The organism is Ensifer sp. PDNC004 (assembly GCF_016919405.1).
GTDB lineage: Bacteria > Pseudomonadota > Alphaproteobacteria > Rhizobiales > Rhizobiaceae > Ensifer.
Genome location: NZ_CP070353.1, coordinates 3196154 through 3213879 on the forward strand (window position 1 = coordinate 3196154; position 17726 = coordinate 3213879).

The following is a 17726-nucleotide window of genomic DNA, read 5'->3' on the forward strand; positions in this document are numbered from 1 at the left end:
ACCGATTGAAATTACTTCACCAAAAAGTATCGATTGATATTTTAACGTTTGCCGTTTAATGGCTTGCGGCGAAGGTTTGGCGTTTGCCGCGTTCCAGGCCTCGATCAGATTTGGGATCACAAAGGAAGCACTTTCATGGCGCGCAACAAGATCGCACTTATCGGTTCAGGGATGATTGGTGGTACGCTGGCACATCTCGCCGGCCTGAAGGAACTGGGCGACATCGTCCTCTTCGACATCGCCGACGGCATTCCGCAGGGCAAGGGTCTCGACATCGGTCAGTCCTCCCCGGTCGAAGGCTTCGACGTGAACCTGACGGGTGCCAGCGACTACTCCGCCATCGAAGGCGCCGACGTCTGCATCGTCACCGCCGGCGTTGCCCGCAAGCCGGGCATGAGCCGCGACGACCTGCTCGGCATCAACCTCAAGGTCATGGAACAGGTCGGCGCCGGCATCAAGAAGTATGCCCCGAACGCCTTCGTCATCTGCATCACCAACCCGCTCGACGCCATGGTGTGGGCGCTGCAGAAGTTCTCGGGCCTGCCGAAGAACAAGGTCGTCGGCATGGCCGGCGTTCTCGATAGCTCGCGCTTCCGCCTGTTCCTCTCCCAGGAATTCAACGTTTCGGTCCAGGACGTCACCGCCTTCGTTCTCGGCGGCCACGGCGACACCATGGTGCCGCTCGCCCGTTACTCGACGGTTGCCGGCATTCCGCTGACCGACCTCGTGCAGATGGGCTGGGTCACCAAGGAGCGCCTGGAAGAAATCATCCAGCGCACCCGTGACGGCGGCGCCGAAATCGTCGGTCTGCTCAAGACCGGTTCGGCCTACTACGCACCGGCCGCTTCGGCGATCGAAATGGCTGAGGCCTACCTCAAGGACAAGAAGCGCGTTCTGCCTTGCGCTGCGCACCTGACCGGCCAGTACGGCGTCAAGGACATGTATGTCGGCGTACCGACCGTCATCGGCGCCGGCGGCGTCGAGCGCATCATCGAGATCGATCTCAACAAGGCCGAGAAGGAAGCGTTCGACAAGTCCGTCGCTTCGGTCGCCGGTCTTTGCGAAGCCTGCATTGGCATTGCGCCGAGCCTGAAGCAGTAATCGCGTCCCGCTGAGCGGACGCTCCGTCGCCGCTCGGCCTCTTTGTTTTTGCCGCATTGGTGCGGGTAGGTGCCCCACCTGCCCGCACAATGCTCCAGACAGGAAAAACACCATGAACATTCATGAATACCAGGCCAAGGCTCTCCTGAAGAGCTACGGCGCACCGGTCGCGGAAGGTGTCGCGATCTTCTCGGCTGACGAAGCTGAAGCCGCTGCAAAGTCGCTCCCGGGCCCGCTCTACGTGGTCAAGAGCCAGATCCATGCCGGCGGCCGCGGCAAGGGCAAGTTCAAGGAACTGTCCGCCGACGCCAAGGGCGGCGTTCGTCTTGCCTTCTCGATCGACGAAGCCAAGGCTCATGCCAAGGAAATGCTCGGCAACACGCTCGTCACCGCCCAGACCGGCCCCGCCGGCAAGCAGGTGAACCGCCTCTACATCGAGGACGGCGCCGACATCGAACGCGAACTCTATCTGTCGCTGCTCGTCGACCGCTCGGTCGGCCAGGTTGCCTTCGTCGTTTCGACGGAAGGCGGCATGGACATCGAGGCTGTTGCGCACGACACGCCGGAAAAGATCGTCAACGTCGCGATCAACCCGGAAGCCGGCGTTACCGCCGCTGATCTCGCCAAGCTCACGGCTGCCCTGAAGCTCGAAGGCGAAGCCAAGGCTGACGCCGAAAAGCTCTTCCCGATCCTTTACAAGGCCTTTGTCGAGAAGGACATGAGCCTGCTCGAGATCAACCCGCTGATCGTCATGAAGAACGGCCGCATGCGCGTTCTCGACGCCAAGGTCTCGTTCGACGGCAACGCGCTGTTCCGCCACGACGACATCAAGGCGCTGCGCGACGAAACCGAAGAAGACGCCAAGGAAATCGAAGCCTCGAAGTGGGATCTCGCCTATGTCGCGCTCGACGGCAACATCGGCTGCATGGTCAACGGCGCCGGCCTCGCCATGGCGACGATGGACATCATCAAGCTCTACGGCAAGGAGCCGGCGAACTTCTGCGACGTCGGCGGCGGCGCCGGCAAGGAGAAGGTTGCGGCTGCCTTCAAGATCATTACGGCCGACCCGAAGGTCGAGGGCATCCTCGTCAACATCTTCGGCGGCATCATGAAGTGCGATGTCATCGCTGAAGGCGTCGTTGCGGCCGTGCAGGAAGTCGGCCTCAAGGTTCCGCTGGTTGTTCGTCTCGAAGGCACGAATGTCGAGCTTGGCAAGAAGATCCTGAACGAATCCGGCCTGGCGATCACCGCCGCCGATGATCTGGACGATGCTGCCAAGAAGATCGTCGCCGCGATCAACGGCTAACTGAAGGACCACCTCATGTCGATTCTCGTTAACAAGAACACCAAGGTCCTCGTTCAGGGCCTGACCGGCAAGACCGGCACCTTCCATACCGAACAGGCGCTTGCCTATTACGGCACGCAGATGGTCGGCGGCATTCACCCGAAGAAGGGCGGCGAAACCTGGACCGGTTCCAAGGGCGAAACCCTGCCGATCTTCGCCTCGGTTGCCGAAGGCCGTGAAAAGACCGGTGCGGACGCATCCGTGATCTACGTTCCGCCGGCAGGCGCCGCGGACGCGATCATCGAGGCGATCGATGCCGAAATCCCGTTCATCACCTGCATCACCGAAGGCATCCCGGTTGCCGACATGGTGCGCGTCAAGGCTCGCCTCGACCGCTCCAAGTCGCGCCTGCTCGGCCCGAACTGCCCCGGTATCCTGACGCCGGAAGAATGCAAGATCGGCATCATGCCGGGCTCGATCTTCCGCAAGGGTTCGGTCGGTATCGTCTCGCGCTCCGGCACGCTCACCTATGAAGCCGTGTTCCAGACCTCCAACGAAGGCCTCGGCCAGACGACGGCTGTCGGCATCGGTGGCGACCCGGTCAAGGGCACCGAGTTCATCGACGTGCTCGAGATGTTCCTGGCCGACGAAGCCACGACCTCGATCATCATGATCGGCGAAATCGGCGGCTCGGCCGAAGAGGATGCTGCACAGTTCCTCATCGACGAAGCGAAGAAGGGCCGCAAGAAGCCGATGGCCGGCTTCATCGCTGGCCGTACCGCGCCGAAGGGCCGCACCATGGGTCACGCCGGCGCTGTCGTTTCCGGCGGCAAGGGCGATGCGGAATCCAAGATTGCAGCGATGGAGCAGGCAGGCATCCGCGTGTCGCCTTCGCCGGCTCGTCTCGGCAAGACGCTCGTCGAAGTCCTCAAGGGCTGATCGCAAGACTTCTGACCGGGGCGGAGCGATCCGGCCCGGTCAATCTGCAGTCCGCGTGTTTCCTTGGCTGATGCAAGATCAGGATACGCGGCAATGAAGTGCCACGGTGACCCGGCGCGTCCTCGAGGATGCGCGGCATCGTAGGAAAAAGGCCCGGCGCCCGGACGCGCCGAACGAACATGAACGACCGGGATACCCGGCAACCCAACTTCAGTCAGGAGGCGGACAGATCAGTCCGCGTGAGACCATGACAAGGCAAGAGGCCAACGAGCAATTCCAGCTCACTTCGTTTCTGGACGGCGCCAACGCCGCCTATATCGAGCAGCTCCATGCACGCTACGAGGCGGACCCGGCGTCCGTGTCGGCCGAATGGCAGGCCTTCTTCAAGGCGCTCGCCGACCGGCCGGAAGATGTGGTGAAGGCAGCCAAGGGCGCCTCCTGGAAAAAGAACAACTGGCCGATCCCGGCCAATGGCGAACTGGTCTCGGCGCTCGACGGCGATTGGGGCACGGTCGAAAAGGTCATCGAGAAAAAGGCCAAGGCGAAGGTTGAGGAAACGGCCGCCGCCACCGGTACCGTTGCCAGCGCCGCCGACATCCACCAGGCGACGCGCGATTCCGTCCGCGCCATCATGATGATCCGCGCCTACCGCGCCCGCGGGCACCTGCATGCCAAGCTTGACCCGCTCGGCCTTGCTGCCGCGGTTGAGGACTACAACGAGCTGTCGCCGTCGAACTACGGTTTCGAGGACAAGGATCTCGACCGCAAGATCTTCATCGACAACGTGCTCGGCCTCGAATACGCGACCGTTCGCGAGATGGTCGAAATCCTCGAGCGCACCTACTGCTCGACGATCGGCGTCGAGTTCATGCACATGTCCAACCCGGAAGAGAAGGGCTGGATCCAGGAGCGCATCGAAGGTCCGGACAAGGGCGTCGACTTCACCCCCGAAGGCAAGAAGGCGATCCTGCAGAAGCTGATCGAGTCGGAAGGCTTCGAGCAGTTCATCGACGTCAAGTACAAGGGCACCAAGCGCTTTGGTCTCGACGGCGGCGAATCGCTCATCCCGGCGCTCGAGCAGATCATCAAGCGTGGCGGCCAGGAAGGCCTCAAGGAAATCGTTCTCGGCATGGCCCACCGTGGCCGTCTGAACGTGCTTTCCCAGGTCATGGCAAAGCCGCACCGCGCCATCTTCCACGAGTTCAAGGGCGGCTCCTACGCGCCTGACGACGTCGAAGGTTCGGGCGACGTGAAGTACCACCTCGGTGCGTCCTCTGACCGCGAGTTCGACGGCAACAAGGTTCACCTGTCGCTGACGGCGAACCCGTCGCACCTGGAAATCGTCAACCCTGTGGTCATGGGCAAGGCCCGCGCCAAGCAGGACCAGATGGCGACCGTCTTTGAAGGCGACATCATTCCGCTGCGCGAACGCTCCAAGGTCATGCCGCTGCTGCTGCATGGCGATGCGGCGTTTGCCGGCCAGGGCGTGATTGCCGAAATCCTCGGCCTTTCCGGTCTGCGCGGCCACCGCGTTGCCGGTACGGTTCACTTCATCATCAACAACCAGATCGGCTTCACCACCAATCCGGCCTTCTCGCGCTCGTCGCCCTATCCGTCCGACGTCGCCAAGATGATCGAAGCGCCGATCTTCCACGTCAACGGCGACGATCCGGAAGCGGTCGTCTACGCGGCCAAGATCGCCACCGAATTCCGGATGAAGTTCCACAAGCCTGTCGTCATCGACATGTTCTGCTACCGCCGCTTCGGCCACAACGAAGGCGACGAGCCGGCGTTCACGCAGCCGAAGATGTACAAGGTCATCCGCGGCCACAAGACGGTCGTCCAGCTCTATTCGGACCGACTGATCGCCGAAGGCCTGATCTCCGAAGGCGAAGTCGAGAAGATGAAGGCCGACTGGCGCGCCCACCTCGAGCAGGAGTTCGAGGCCGGCCAGTCCTACAAGCCGAACAAGGCCGACTGGCTCGATGGTGCCTGGTCTGGTCTGCGCTCGGCCGACAACCAGGACGAACAGCGCCGCGGCAAGACCTCGGTACCGATGAAGCAGCTGAAGGAAGTCGGTCGCAAGATCTCCGAGATCCCGGCAGGCTTCAACGCGCACCGCACGATCCAGCGCTTCATGGAAAACCGCGCCAACATGATCCAGACCGGCGAAGGCGTCGACTGGGCCATGGCTGAAGCGCTCGCTTTCGGCACGCTCTGCGTCGAGGGCACCAAGATCCGCCTGTCGGGCCAGGACTGCGAACGCGGCACCTTCTCGCAGCGCCACTCGGTTCTCTACGATCAGCAGTCCGAAGAGCGCTATATCCCGCTCGCCAACCTGTCGCCGACCCAGGCGCGTTACGAAGTCATCAACTCGATGCTTTCGGAAGAGGCGGTTCTCGGCTTCGAATACGGCTACTCGCTCGCTCGTCCGAACGCGTTGACCCTCTGGGAAGCCCAGTTCGGCGACTTCGCCAACGGTGCGCAGGTCGTCTTCGACCAGTTCATCTCGTCGGGTGAACGCAAGTGGCTGCGCATGTCGGGTCTCGTCTGCCTCCTGCCGCACGGCTATGAGGGCCAGGGTCCGGAGCACTCGTCGGCCCGCCTCGAGCGCTTCCTGCAGCTTTGCGCCGAAGACAACATGCAGGTCGCCAACGTCACGACGCCGGCGAACTACTTCCACATCCTGCGCCGCCAGGTGAAGCGCGACTTCCGCAAGCCGCTGATCCTGATGACGCCGAAGTCGTTGCTGCGTCACAAGCGTGCGGTCTCCAGCCTGTCGGAAATGGCCGGCGAGAGTTCGTTCCACCGCCTGCTGTGGGACGACGCCGAGGTGATCAAGGATGGCCCGATCAAGCTGCAGAAGGATTCCAAGATCCGTCGCGTCGTGCTCTGCTCGGGCAAGGTCTACTACGACCTTCTCGAAGAACGCGAAAAGCGCGGCATCGACGACATCTACCTGCTGCGCGTCGAACAGCTCTATCCGTTCCCGGCCAAGGCGCTCATCAACGAGCTCAGCCGCTTCCGCAACGCGGAGATGGTCTGGTGCCAGGAAGAGCCGAAGAACATGGGCGGCTGGTCGTTCATCGACCCGTACCTGGAATGGGTTCTCGCCCATATCGACGCCAAGTATCAGCGCGTTCGCTACACCGGCCGTCCGGCCGCCGCATCGCCGGCGACGGGCCTGATGTCGAAGCACCAGGCGCAGCTTGCCGCCTTCCTCGAGGACGCGCTGGGGGGCTGATGCTCCCCTCGCTCTGAGCCAATAGAAACAGATATCTGATCAACGGAACAAAAATCATGGCAACAGAAATCCGCGTTCCCACCCTTGGCGAATCCGTCAGCGAAGCGACCGTCGGCACCTGGTTCAAGAAGGTCGGCGACGCCATCAAGGCCGATGAACCCCTGCTCGAACTCGAAACCGACAAGGTGACGATCGAAGTTCCGGCGCCGGCCGCAGGCACGCTGTCGGAAATCGTCGCGCAGGCCGGCGAGACCGTCGGTCTCGGCGCGCTGCTCGGCCAGATCGCTGCAGGTGCCGCCGGCGCCGCTGCGGCTCCGGCCGCTGCCGCTGAAAAGAAGGCCGAGCCGGCTGCTGCCGCTCCGGCTGCCTCGGCTGCTGTTGCAGCACCTGCCGCCTCGTCGATGCCGCCGGCACCGTCGGCCGGCAAGCTGCTTGCCGAAAACAACCTCTCGGCCGACCAGGTCGACGGCTCCGGCAAGCGTGGCCAGGTGCTGAAGGGCGACGTGCTTGCTGCCGTTGCCAAGGGCATCTCGACCCCGGCCGCGTCCGAGCCGGCCAAGGTCCAGGCCCGTGCACCGTCGACGGCGGAAGACGTCGTTCGCGAAGAGCGCGTCAAGATGACCCGCCTGCGCCAGACGATCGCCCGTCGCCTCAAGGACGCGCAGAACACTGCCGCCATGCTTACCACCTACAACGAGGTGGACATGAGCGCCGTCATGTCGCTGCGCAACAAGTACAAGGACATCTTTGAAAAGAAGCACGGCGTGAAGCTCGGCTTCATGGGCTTCTTCACCAAGGCCGTCACCCACGCGCTGAAGGAAATCCCGGCCGTCAACGCCGAGATCGACGGCACCGACATCATCTACAAGAACTACTGCCACATCGGCGTCGCCGTCGGCACGGACAAGGGTCTTGTGGTTCCGATCGTTCGCGATGCCGACCAGATGTCGATCGCGGAGGTCGAAAAGGATATCGGCCGTCTCGGCAAGGCTGCCCGTGACGGCGCACTGTCGATGGCCGACATGCAGGGCGGCACCTTCACCATCTCCAACGGTGGTGTCTACGGTTCGCTGATGTCCTCGCCGATCCTCAACGCACCGCAGTCGGGCATCCTCGGCATGCACAAGATCCAGGAGCGTCCGGTCGCCATCGGCGGCCAGGTCGTCATCCGTCCGATGATGTACCTCGCGCTCTCCTACGATCACCGCATCGTCGACGGCAAGGAAGCCGTGACCTTCCTCGTGCGCGTCAAGGAAAGCCTGGAAGATCCGGAACGCCTGGTTCTCGATCTCTAATATCCGCAAGCGGCGGGGGCGTCCTTCATGCCCCCGCCCTTCGCCGTCCGCGATCACGCACGGCGAGAACCGTCCCTGCGGCCTGGCCGGAGAGACTGGCCCTCAGGGCCGATGATGCCGATCCGAACCGCTCCTGCGATTGCGAGGGATGATGGAAGCCGCTGCAGCGTCGACTGAAATCTGGGTGCTTGGCTGGAGCGTGGTATTCCTGATCGCGCACATCCTGGTGCAGGCACTGTCGCTCGATCTGTCCGGCGATTTCACGATCAGATACCTGCTCGGCCCGCGCGACGAGCAACGGGCGCCCAAGAGCGTGGTGTGCGGTCGTCTGCTGCGCTCGCTTCACAACATGCTGGAGACCTATCCGGCCTTCGTCGCTCTCGCCCTTGCGCTGGCGGTGACCGGCAAGACCGGTGGTCTTGGCGCCATCGGCGCGGCGACATGGCTTCTGGCGCGGGTGGTTTACACCGTTCTCTACGTGGCCGGCGTTCCGGTCCTGCGTACCCTCGTCTGGTTCGTGTCGATCATCGCGCTTGTGCTGATGGTCGTCCGGCTCATGGCATAGCATCCCGGCGACAAGGCAAGAGGAGACCGGCATGGCATTCGGACCCGACGTTCCGCCGATCCAGGCGCATATCTGCGTCAAGGACGGGCTTGCCGCCATCGCTTTTTACGAGAAGGCGCTCGGTGCGGTGAACACCTTCCACGCGATGGCCGAAGACGGCAAGCGCGTCATGCACGCCAATCTGGCGATCCACGGCGGCGAAGTGATGCTGCACGACGAGTTCCCCGAATTCGGCGGCAGCGTGCTGTCGCCCAACACGATCGGCGGCACCGGCGTTGCGATCAGCATCAACCTGGCGAAGCCGGCTGATGTCGACGCTGCCTACGACCGGGCGATGGCCGCCGGGGCATCGACAGTTCTGGAGCCGCAGGATACCTTCTGGCACGCACGCTACGCGCGCATAAAGGATCCCTTCGGCCACGTCTGGGCCTTCAACGCACCGGTCGCAAACCCATGAGCCAGTATTTCTTCGAACTCGCATCGCTGATGGCGATCTTCGCCTTCGCCATCGTCTCCCCCGGCGCCGATCTCGCCATGGTCATGCGCCAATCGATCGTGCATGGCCGCCGCCCGGCGATCATTACGTCCTTCGGCATCGGCACGTCGCTGATGTTCCATGTGACCTACACGATCCTCGGCCTCGGGCTGATCATTTCGCAGTCGATCTATCTGTTCAACATCGTCAAATGGTGCGGTGTCGCTTACCTGATCTATATCGGCATCAAGGCGCTGCGCGCCGGCCAGACGGAGATCAAGGTCGACCACACGGAAGGCAACGGGTCGATCAAGGGCCAGTCGGCGGCCAAGGCCTTCGGCCTCGGCTTTGCCGCCAACGCGCTCAACCCCAAGCCGGTGTTCTTCTTCCTGTCGATCTTCTCGACGGTCGTTCACGCCCATACGCCGATGATGATCAAGTTCGGCTACGGCCTTGTCATGGCGACCTGCCTGATCGCGTGGTTCGTCGGCGTCAGCATGTTCATGACGACGCCGCGCATGCGCGCCGCCTTCACTCGCGCCAGCAAGTGGATCGACCGCGCCAGCGGCGTGGTGTTCATCGCGCTCGGCCTCAAGCTTGCGACGGAGAAGGCTGTCTGATCATGCTCTCCGGTCGTCTCCTTTCAGCCCTGTTCGGCCTTGTCTTTACTGCGCCGGCGATCGCCGCCGACTGCAAGCAGTCGCACGCGATCTACGGCGACCGCGACGGGGCCTACGAGCTGCGTTTCGAACCGGTCGGCTCGTCGAGTGCGGCGACCAGCAACCACTTCAAGGTGGCGGTGCTGAAGCCCGGCCTGCTGCTCGATGGCGTCGTCATGCCGGCGGGCGAGCCGGAACGGGCGACCGGGCTGATCATGCACAATTGCCCCGAGGGGGATGCGACCGGCGAGGAACTGCGCGCCTGTACTGTGTGGCAGGGTGTGGTCTACGCGCTCGACAAGGCCGGGGCGATCAGCGAGATCCCGCAAGAGACCGAGACGGCGGCCGAGCAACTGCTGCTTCCCGATTTCGGGCCGTCGCTTCGCGCTTCGACCGCCTGGGGCAAGGGCAAGGCCGAGGCCGACAGTTGGGATGCCTTCACCTTCAAGGGATGCGCCGCATGAGTGCGAGCCCTGTTCTTCTCGTGACCGGCGGCAGCCGCGGCATCGGCGCGGCAATCTGCCTTGGTGCGGCGAAAGCCGGCTGGCGGGTCGCCGTCAACTATGCGTCGAACCGCGATGCGGCCGATGCGGTCGTCGGCGCGATAGAGCGGGCCGGCGGCACGGCGATCGCGGTTCAGGGCGATGTCGGCACCGAGGCGGATATCCAGGCGATCTTTGCGGCTGTCGATGCCGCCTTCGGCCGGCTGGACGGTCTCGTCAACAATGCCGGCATCGTCGGCCCGACCGAACGGGTCGACGAAATGTCGCCCGAGCGGCTCGAACGCATGTTCCGCATCAACGTCACCGGTTCCATCCGCTGTGCGGCGGAGGCCGTCCGGCGCATGTCGACACGTTACGGGCACCACGGCGGCGTCATCGTCAACATCTCCTCGGTTGCCGCCACGCTCGGCTCGCCAGGACAATATGTCGACTACGCCGCCTCAAAGGGCGCGATCGACACGCTTACCATCGGCCTCGCACGCGAGGTCGCGACCGAGGGCATCCGCGTCAACGCGATCCGCCCCGGCATCATCGATACCGAGATCCACGCTTCCGGCGGTCTGCCGGACCGGGCGCGTGATCTTGCCTCCACCATTCCCGTTCAGCGACCCGGCACGGCCGAGGAAGTCGCTGACGCGGTTCTCTACCTCCTGTCGGATAAGGCGACTTATGTGACGGGGGCAATTCTCAATGTCAGCGGCGGACGGTAACCGTCCTGAAGGAAGGATATTCTAATGGCTTATGATCTCATCGTTATCGGCAGTGGCCCCGGCGGCTATGTCTGCGCCATCAAGGCGGCTCAGCTCGGCCTGAAGGTTGGCGTCGTCGAGAAGCGCGCCACCTACGGCGGCACCTGCCTCAACATCGGCTGCATCCCGTCGAAGGCGCTGCTGCATGCTTCCGAGGTGTTCCATCAGGTCGCCCACGGCGTCGATACGCTCGGCGTCGAAGTCGCGGCGCCGAAGCTGAACCTCGAAAAGATGATGGCGCACAAGGATGCGACCGTTAAGGCCAATGTCGACGGCGTCTCGTTCCTGTTCAAGAAGAACAAGATCGACGGCATCCAGGGCACCGGCAAGGTGCTCGGCCAGGGCAAGGTCTCCGTCACCAACGACAAGGGCGAGGAGCAGATCCTCGAAACCAAGAACATCGTGATCGCCACCGGCTCCGACGTTGCCGGTATCCCGGGCGTCAAGGTCGACATCGACGAGAAGGTCATCATCTCGTCCACCGGCGGCATCGCGCTCGAAAAGGTTCCGGCCAACATGATCGTCGTCGGCGGCGGTGTCATCGGTCTCGAACTCGGCTCGGTCTGGGCCCGTCTCGGCGCCAAGGTCACTGTTGTCGAGTATCTCGATTCGATCCTCGGCGGCATGGACGGCGAAGTCTCCAAGCAGTTCCAGCGCATGCTGGCCAAGCAGGGCATGGACTTCAAGCTCGGCGCCAAGGTGACCGGCGTCGTCAAGGACGGCAAGGGCGCCAAGGTGACCTTCGAGCCGGTCAAGGGCGGTGACGCCGTGACGCTCGATGCCGACGTGGTGCTGATCGCCACCGGCCGCCGCCCCTACACCGACGGTCTCGGCCTTGATACGGCCGGCGTCGTCATGGACCAGCGCGGTCGCGTCGAGATCGACAATCACTTCCAGACGAGCGTTGCAGGCATTTACGCGATCGGCGACGTCGTGCGCGGCCCGATGCTCGCCCACAAGGCCGAGGACGAAGGTGTCGCCGTTGCTGAAATCCTCGCCGGTCAGGCGGGTCACGTGAACTATGACGTGATCCCCGGGGTCGTCTACACCCAGCCGGAAGTCGCCTCCGTCGGCAAGACCGAGGAAGAGCTGAAGGCTGCGGGCGTTGCCTACAAGGTCGGCAAGTTCCCGTTCACGGCCAACGGCCGCGCGCGGGCGATGCAGGTGACCGACGGTTTCGTCAAGATCCTCGCCGACAAGGAAACCGACCGGGTGCTCGGCGGCCATATCGTCGGCTTCGGCGCCGGCGAGATGATCCACGAGATCGCCGTGCTGATGGAGTTCGGCGGTTCGTCGGAAGACCTCGGCCGCACCTGCCACGCACACCCGACCATGTCGGAAGCGGTCAAGGAAGCGGCGCTGTCGACCTTCTTCAAGCCGATCCACATGTAAGGAACATGCAGGGGGCTGTGATCACGCGGCCCCTTGTTCCCGGCCGCGTTTCGTGCGTGCCGGCTGCCCCTTGTGGCCATTGCTCACTCAGTGGCGTCAACGCCCGCTGACATTGTCGCCATCGGCAGTCCTGTTCGCAAGCGACCGTATCATTCTTCCGAAGCGGACCTGAGGGCGTGGAAACGCTCCTCGAACTCGCGCCTCAGGCTGCGCCGTGCCTCGGCAGCGCGCTGCCGGCGTTTGCGGTCGGCTGTGTCGGTGACAAGGGCAGGGACAGGCGTCGGGCTGCCGTCGGCATCGACGGCGACCATGGTAAAATAGCAGGAATTGGTGTGGCGGCGCTCGCCGCTGCGGATGTTTTCGGCCTCGACCCGGATGCCGATTTCCATCGAAGTGCGGCCGGCATTGTTGACGGCTGCACGGAAGGTGACGAGCTCGCCTACATGGATCGGCTGGCGGAAGGTGACCTGGTCGACCGAGAGCGTCACGGCATATTGCTGCGAAAAGCGCGAGGCACAGGAGAAGGCGACGCGATCGAGGAGATTGAGCAGCGCGCCGCCATGGACCTTGCCGCTGAAGTTCGCCATATCCGGCGTCATCAGCACGACCATTTCGAGTTCGCGTGTGTCGTAGCTGGTTTCCATTGTCCATCTCCAGATTTGCAGCGTTCCGCCGGAGTTATGCAGCTTGCCGGAGCGAAGGGAAGGGGCTCTGGACGAGGGGATGTGACGATCGGTCCGAGGGTTGCGACAAGCGGTCTTCTGTCCAAGCACGGGGGAGGGCGCAATCATGTCCGCAAGGACAGACGACGCGCGCGTCAGGAGGAAAAATGAAACCGAGAGCCGTGGCCATATCGCTGCCGAGCCGGCACCTACCGGATGCCGATTGGGCCGACCGCTTCGAGCTTGCGCTCGACGGCAAGGGCGTGACCGCGGCGGAAGCCGCCGAACGTTCGCTTGGCCGGTCGCCGCGGTGGGTCCGCGTGCTGCTGGGCCTGCGCAACCGCATCGTCTCGGTCGTCGGCCTGAAGTCGGCGGCGCCCTCCAGCCGCCTGGGGCTGATCGGTGCGTTTCCTGTCGTATCGAAGAGCGATGACGAAGTGGTGCTCGGCTTCGACGACAAGCATCTCGATTTCCGCATCGTCGTCGATGTCAGGGCGGGATCTGCTGTCAACCAGATCGTCGGCGTCACCACGCTCGTGCGCAGGCACAACACGCTCGGACGGGTTTACCTCTTGGCCGTCACGCCGTTTCACAAGGCGATCGTTCCGACACTTCTTTCGCGGGTGGCGGGCCCCTAAGCCCGGCCTTCGGTTCTCAGCCCGGACAAGAGCAGGTCGAGATTGTTGCGTGCGCTGGTGAGGCGCAGGGCCGGGTCGTCCGCCTCGGCAATCCAGAGCGCCGCGTCGGTGAGCGCGCCATTGATCAGCCGCGCCAATGTCTCGGCGTCTCCTTTCCGCACGACGCCCGCGGCCATCATCGCCGAAAGCCTGGCGGCAAGCGATGCGAGGCATTGGCGCCGGCTCGGTTCCAGCATGCTTGCGCCGAGTACGGCCGGGGCATCCTTCAAGACGATCTGTCGGATTTCCGGGTCGAGCGCCATCTCCAGATAGAGCCTGCAGCGGCGCACGAACCCGTCCCACCGGTCCGGGGTCGCGGAGGCTGCGTCGAGCCGTGTATCCATTTCGCCGTCCAGGGTCTCCACGACCGCACGCAGCAGGCCCTTCTTGTCGCCGAAGTGATGATAGAGCGCGCCGCGCGTGAGCCCGGCGGCGGCGGTGAAATCGTCCATCGACGTCTCCGCGTAGCCGCTTCGGGTGAACGCTTCCCGGGCAGCGGCGATCAGCTTTGCTCTCGTTTCCGCGATCATGTCGCTGCGCGCGCGCCTCGTCATCGGCAACTCCTTTTGCATACGGTGCGTATGCTAATTGACATGCGTGACGTATGTCAATATCACTTGCATACGCTGCGTATGTTAATGCGACGGCGCTAAAACACCCATTGCAGGAGCTTCCATGGCCAATCCCTACGCACAGATCTTTGCCGCCAAAGGCACGGTGGGCTTCACCCTGGCGGGATTGGTGTCACGCCTGCCGCTGTCGATGATGGGCATCGGCATCATCACCATGCTGGCCCAGTCCCGCGGCAGCTATGGCCTGGCCGGCGGTGTGGCCGCCGCCTTCACGCTGGCCTCGGCACTGCTGGCGCCGCAGGTTTCCCGGCTCGTCGACCGCTTCGGCCAGAGCCGGGTGCTGCCGGTTGCCGCAGCGCTCAGCCTTCTCGGCACGTCGGCCCTCCTCGCCTCGACCCATTGGCGGGCGCCGGACTGGACGCTCTTCGTCTTTGCAGTAATTGCCGGGTGCACGCCGAGCATGTCGGCGATGACCCGGGCGCGATGGACCGAGCTCTATCGCGGTCGCCCGGAGCTCAAGACCGCCTTTTCGCTCGAATCGGTCTTCGACGAGATCTGCTTCATCGTCGGCCCGCCTATCGCAGTGGGCTTAGGCGTCGGCCTGTTTCCCGAGGCCGGGCCGCTGGCCGCCGCTGCGTGCCTCGCTATCGGGGTCACCGCTTTCGTGCTGCAGAAGGGCACCGAGCCACCGGTCAAGCCTGCGGAGACGATGGCGCCGGGTTCGGTCCTTCGCTACCCCGCGCTGCGCGTCCTGATCGTCGCGCTTGCCGGCATGGGCGTGATCGTCGGCACGATCGACGTGGTCAGCGTCGCCTTTGCCGAGGCCGAAGGGCGGCCGGCGGCAGCGAGCCTCGTGCTCTCCCTCTATGCGCTCGGTTCCTGCATCGCCGGCCTGGCGTTCGGCGCAACCAGGATCGGCCTGTCTTTGGCGAAGCTGTTCCTGATCGGGGCGGGCATGACGGCCGCTACCACATTGCCGCTACTCCTTGCCGGCGGGATCGGCAGCCTTGCGACGATGATGTTCATTTCGGGCGTGTTCTTTGCGCCGACGATGATCGTCGCCTTGAGCATCGGCGAAACCGCCGTGCCGCCGTCGAAGCTGACGGAAGGGCTGACCTGGTTGACCACTGGCCTCGGGATCGGGGTTGCGGCGGGTGCCGCGGTGTCAGGGGGCGTGGTCGCACGCTTCGGCGTTCAGGCCGGCTTCACCATTGCGCTCGCCGCTGGTGTCCTGATCCTTGGCGCTGCGTTCTGGGGCTATCGCGGCCTGTCGCGGATCGAGGGCGATGGTGCAACCGCAGGCGCAGCCGAGGTCGTTTCGCGCGCCGGTGCGCAGGGCTGAGGCGGGGGCAATGTGCCGGCGGCGTCCGTTGCCGGCCTACCCGTCAGTTGGCACGCGTGACCGTAAAGCCCTGGCCGCGCAGCAGCTCAACCAGGCCTTCCTTGCCCGGCAGGTGCAGTGCGCCGACGGCCATGAAGGCGCCACCGTCCTTCAGGATCGGTTGGGCGCGCGTCGCCATGGTTTTGTTGCGGTCGACGATGATGCGCTGCTCGAAGTCGGCATAGCCGAAATCCTCGGCGCTCTTGTCCGACACGGCTTTCATCATCGGCATGATCATGCCGGTGTCGCCGGAGAGATAGAGATCGGTCATCGTCGCGAAGACGTCGTCGATGGTCTTGCCGAGCGCGAGCGTCTCGATGAGGGCGCGCAGGTGCAGTTCGGTCGGCAGCGAGTCCATGGCGGCGAGCTGTTCGACCAGCGTTTCCAGGCCCTTCAGCGTCTTGCCCTGACTGACCGCATCCTCGGCGATCTTCTTGTCGAGGAAGGAGGCGCCCGCGGCCTTGCGGCTCATTTCGCAGGCGGGCAGCGCGACGAAGCTCGCGATCATCCAGGGCTTCATGCGCGAAACCAGGGGCAACGGAATGCCGCGTGCCTTGAGGCCCGTTTCGAGCTGTTCGCGGTCGCCGGGCTTCAGGAAGTCGGCGATCGTCTTGTTGTCCGGAAGCATGGTGAGATCGGGCCGCATCAGGATCGCGGCGGCCGACTTCTTCTCGTCGATGATCTCGTCCGATTCGACGATGACGGTCGAGGCTGCCTCGAAGGCGGCGGGCGCCTCGGTCGGCAGGGCCAGCACGCGCGGATCGGTGACATGCATCGTGCCGAGCAGCCAGGACGGCGCGACACCGTCCTTCTCGATCTTCCAGAAGATGCCCTTGCTGTTCGGGATCGCGGCGGCTTCCGCTTCGAGCGCAGCCAGTTTCGTCGGGTCGGATTTTGCAAGCGCGGTCAGAACATTCGTGCCGCCGCATTCCACCTCCGCGGCATCGGCCTCAGCGACAAAGACGAGAGCGACGATGAGGCAGGCGGCGAGCAGGACATGCAGCAGGGCGACCAGCCAAAGTGCCCCGTCGGCGAGCCGCGCAAGCAGGTGCCGCGGCAGGTTTTGCTGAGGTCTCGCAAAGGCGGTCATCGTTCTTCCCTGACAGTCGCATGGTCGATAACCGACCCTAGGCCCGGGCCGGTCACGGCTTCCTTAACGGGCATGGTTAATCCGCCCTTTCGCCGAAAATCAGGCGCGCGGGTGGGCGCGGTCGTAGATCTCCAGAAGCCGCGCCGAATCGACGCCGGTATAGACCTGGGTGGTCGACAGGCTGGCATGGCCGAGCAGTTCCTGAATGGTCCTGAGATCGCCGCCGCCGGCCAGCAGATGCGTGGCGAAGGAGTGGCGCAGCGCATGTGGCGTTGCGGTCTCGGGCAGCCCGAGCGCGCCGCGCAGCTTCTGCATTTCGCGCTGGATGATCGCCGGCTGCAGCTTGGCACCGCGCGCGCCGAGGAACAACGGCTCATCCGCGGCGATCGGGTAGGGGCAGAGCTTCAAGTAGGTGGCGACCGCCGCACGCGCCGCTTCGATCAGCGGCACGATCCGGGTCTTGTCGCCCTTGCCGACGATGCGCAGCGACGTGGGTGCGCTGGAAAATTCCGACGGCGTGAGGCCGAGCGCCTCGGAAATGCGCAGGCCGCAGCCATAAAGCAAGGTCAGCACCGCTGCGTTGCGTGCGGCGATCCAAGGCTCCTCGGCAAGCTGCGCCTGCGACGTTACGACAGTCAGCGCGTCGCGATCGGTGAGCGGCTTCGGCAGGGATTTAGGCTGTTTGGGCGAGCGCACCGCGGCCGCACCGGCCGCATTGGCAAGGCCGTTGCGTTCGAGATAGCGCAGGAAGGAGCGAAGCCCGGCCAGCCCGCGGCCGAGCGTGCGGGCGCCGGCGCCGCCCTTGCGACGCTGGGCGAGGAAGCCGCGCAGGTCGGCCGGCCTCAGTGTACGGATGTCGGAAAGCCGCGGCGGCCCGGCGAGATGGCCGGTGAGAAACGTCAGGAATTGCCGGGTGTCGCGCTCATAGGCCTCGACGGTGTTGTCGGAGAGGCGGCGCTCCCGCATGAGCCCGTCAAGCCAGCGCTGACGCTCGGCAAGAAGCTCCGGATGGCCGATGACGAGGAGCTCGTTCATTGTCGCTTTCCATTGATGGTCCGCCCGCGACAATGCCCTGACGCGTCTTAGGTTTTTGCTAATGCACCCTTGGAATTTGTCATTCTTCGATCATATAGAATT

The 17726-nt window shown here is 64.2% G+C and carries 17 protein-coding genes; 13 read left to right on the forward strand and 4 right to left on the reverse strand.

The window, feature by feature from the left end; translation table 11 throughout:
- Positions 1-135 precede the first annotated feature (135 nt).
- The 11 genes from mdh (at position 136) to lpdA (ending at position 12207) form a co-directional block, all read left to right on the forward strand.
- Complete coding sequence (gene mdh / locus JVX98_RS23740) at positions 136-1101, forward strand: malate dehydrogenase (RefSeq protein WP_034802565.1); 966 nt, start codon at positions 136-138, stop codon at positions 1099-1101.
- A gap of 112 nt (positions 1102-1213) precedes the next feature.
- Positions 1214-2407: an ADP-forming succinate--CoA ligase subunit beta gene (sucC, locus tag JVX98_RS23745; RefSeq protein ID WP_060521401.1), complete on the forward strand. Its 1194-nt coding sequence runs from the start codon at positions 1214-1216 to the stop codon at positions 2405-2407.
- 15 nt (positions 2408-2422) lie between these two features.
- On the forward strand, positions 2423-3325 hold the full coding sequence (sucD, locus tag JVX98_RS23750) for a succinate--CoA ligase subunit alpha (RefSeq protein WP_058321727.1): 903 nt from the start codon (positions 2423-2425) through the stop codon (positions 3323-3325).
- 247 nt (positions 3326-3572) lie between these two features.
- Positions 3573-6569: a 2-oxoglutarate dehydrogenase E1 component gene (locus JVX98_RS23755; RefSeq protein WP_205237586.1), complete on the forward strand. Its 2997-nt coding sequence runs from the start codon at positions 3573-3575 to the stop codon at positions 6567-6569.
- 56 nt (positions 6570-6625) lie between these two features.
- Positions 6626-7864, forward strand: coding sequence for a 2-oxoglutarate dehydrogenase complex dihydrolipoyllysine-residue succinyltransferase (gene odhB / locus JVX98_RS23760; protein ID WP_192450973.1), 1239 nt, complete (start codon positions 6626-6628; stop codon positions 7862-7864).
- Between the two features lie 151 nt (positions 7865-8015).
- Complete coding sequence (locus JVX98_RS23765) at positions 8016-8429, forward strand: MAPEG family protein (RefSeq protein WP_205237587.1); 414 nt, start codon at positions 8016-8018, stop codon at positions 8427-8429.
- A gap of 31 nt (positions 8430-8460) precedes the next feature.
- Complete coding sequence (locus JVX98_RS23770; protein WP_043613949.1) at positions 8461-8886, forward strand: VOC family protein; 426 nt, start codon at positions 8461-8463, stop codon at positions 8884-8886.
- Positions 8883-9524: a LysE family translocator gene (locus JVX98_RS23775; protein WP_192450971.1), complete on the forward strand. Its 642-nt coding sequence runs from the start codon at positions 8883-8885 to the stop codon at positions 9522-9524. The genes JVX98_RS23770 and JVX98_RS23775 overlap by 4 nt, the downstream gene beginning before the upstream one ends.
- Positions 9525-9526: 2 nt before the next feature.
- Positions 9527-10027: a hypothetical protein gene (locus JVX98_RS23780; protein ID WP_205237588.1), complete on the forward strand. Its 501-nt coding sequence runs from the start codon at positions 9527-9529 to the stop codon at positions 10025-10027.
- Positions 10024-10776 carry an SDR family oxidoreductase gene (locus JVX98_RS23785; protein ID WP_205237589.1) on the forward strand — a complete coding sequence of 251 codons (753 nt, stop codon included), beginning with the start codon at positions 10024-10026 and terminating at the stop codon, positions 10774-10776. The genes JVX98_RS23780 and JVX98_RS23785 overlap by 4 nt, the downstream gene beginning before the upstream one ends.
- A 24-nt stretch (positions 10777-10800) precedes the next feature.
- Positions 10801-12207: a dihydrolipoyl dehydrogenase gene (gene lpdA / locus JVX98_RS23790; protein WP_192450968.1), complete on the forward strand. Its 1407-nt coding sequence runs from the start codon at positions 10801-10803 to the stop codon at positions 12205-12207.
- Positions 12208-12356: 149 nt separating this feature from the next.
- Here the strand turns inward: lpdA and JVX98_RS23795 are convergent, their stop codons facing one another.
- Positions 12357-12851 carry an acyl-CoA thioesterase gene (locus JVX98_RS23795; RefSeq protein ID WP_192450967.1) on the reverse strand — a complete coding sequence of 165 codons (495 nt, stop codon included), beginning with the start codon at positions 12849-12851 and terminating at the stop codon, positions 12357-12359.
- Between the two features lie 185 nt (positions 12852-13036).
- On the opposite strand from JVX98_RS23795, the gene JVX98_RS23800 reads away from it, so the two are divergent.
- On the forward strand, positions 13037-13507 hold the full coding sequence (locus JVX98_RS23800) for a DUF2867 domain-containing protein (protein WP_192450966.1): 471 nt from the start codon (positions 13037-13039) through the stop codon (positions 13505-13507).
- On the opposite strand, the gene JVX98_RS23805 is transcribed toward JVX98_RS23800, so the two are convergent.
- Positions 13504-14100, reverse strand: a complete 597-nt coding sequence (locus tag JVX98_RS23805) for a TetR/AcrR family transcriptional regulator (RefSeq protein WP_205237590.1) — start codon at positions 14098-14100, stop codon at positions 13504-13506. The genes JVX98_RS23800 and JVX98_RS23805 overlap by 4 nt on opposite strands.
- A gap of 121 nt (positions 14101-14221) precedes the next feature.
- On the opposite strand from JVX98_RS23805, the gene JVX98_RS23810 reads away from it, so the two are divergent.
- Entirely contained in the window at positions 14222-15460 is a 1239-nt protein-coding gene (locus tag JVX98_RS23810; protein WP_205237591.1) for an MFS transporter, read from the forward strand.
- A 43-nt stretch (positions 15461-15503) separates the two neighbouring features.
- Here JVX98_RS23810 and JVX98_RS23815 read toward each other — a convergent pair whose 3' ends face one another.
- Both JVX98_RS23815 and JVX98_RS23820 read right to left on the reverse strand, forming a co-directional pair.
- Complete coding sequence (locus tag JVX98_RS23815; RefSeq protein WP_205237592.1) at positions 15504-16589, reverse strand: TraB/GumN family protein; 1086 nt, start codon at positions 16587-16589, stop codon at positions 15504-15506.
- A gap of 99 nt (positions 16590-16688) precedes the next feature.
- Positions 16689-17624, reverse strand: coding sequence for a tyrosine recombinase XerC (locus JVX98_RS23820; RefSeq protein WP_205237593.1), 936 nt, complete (start codon positions 17622-17624; stop codon positions 16689-16691).
- Positions 17625-17726: the final 102 nt, after the last annotated feature.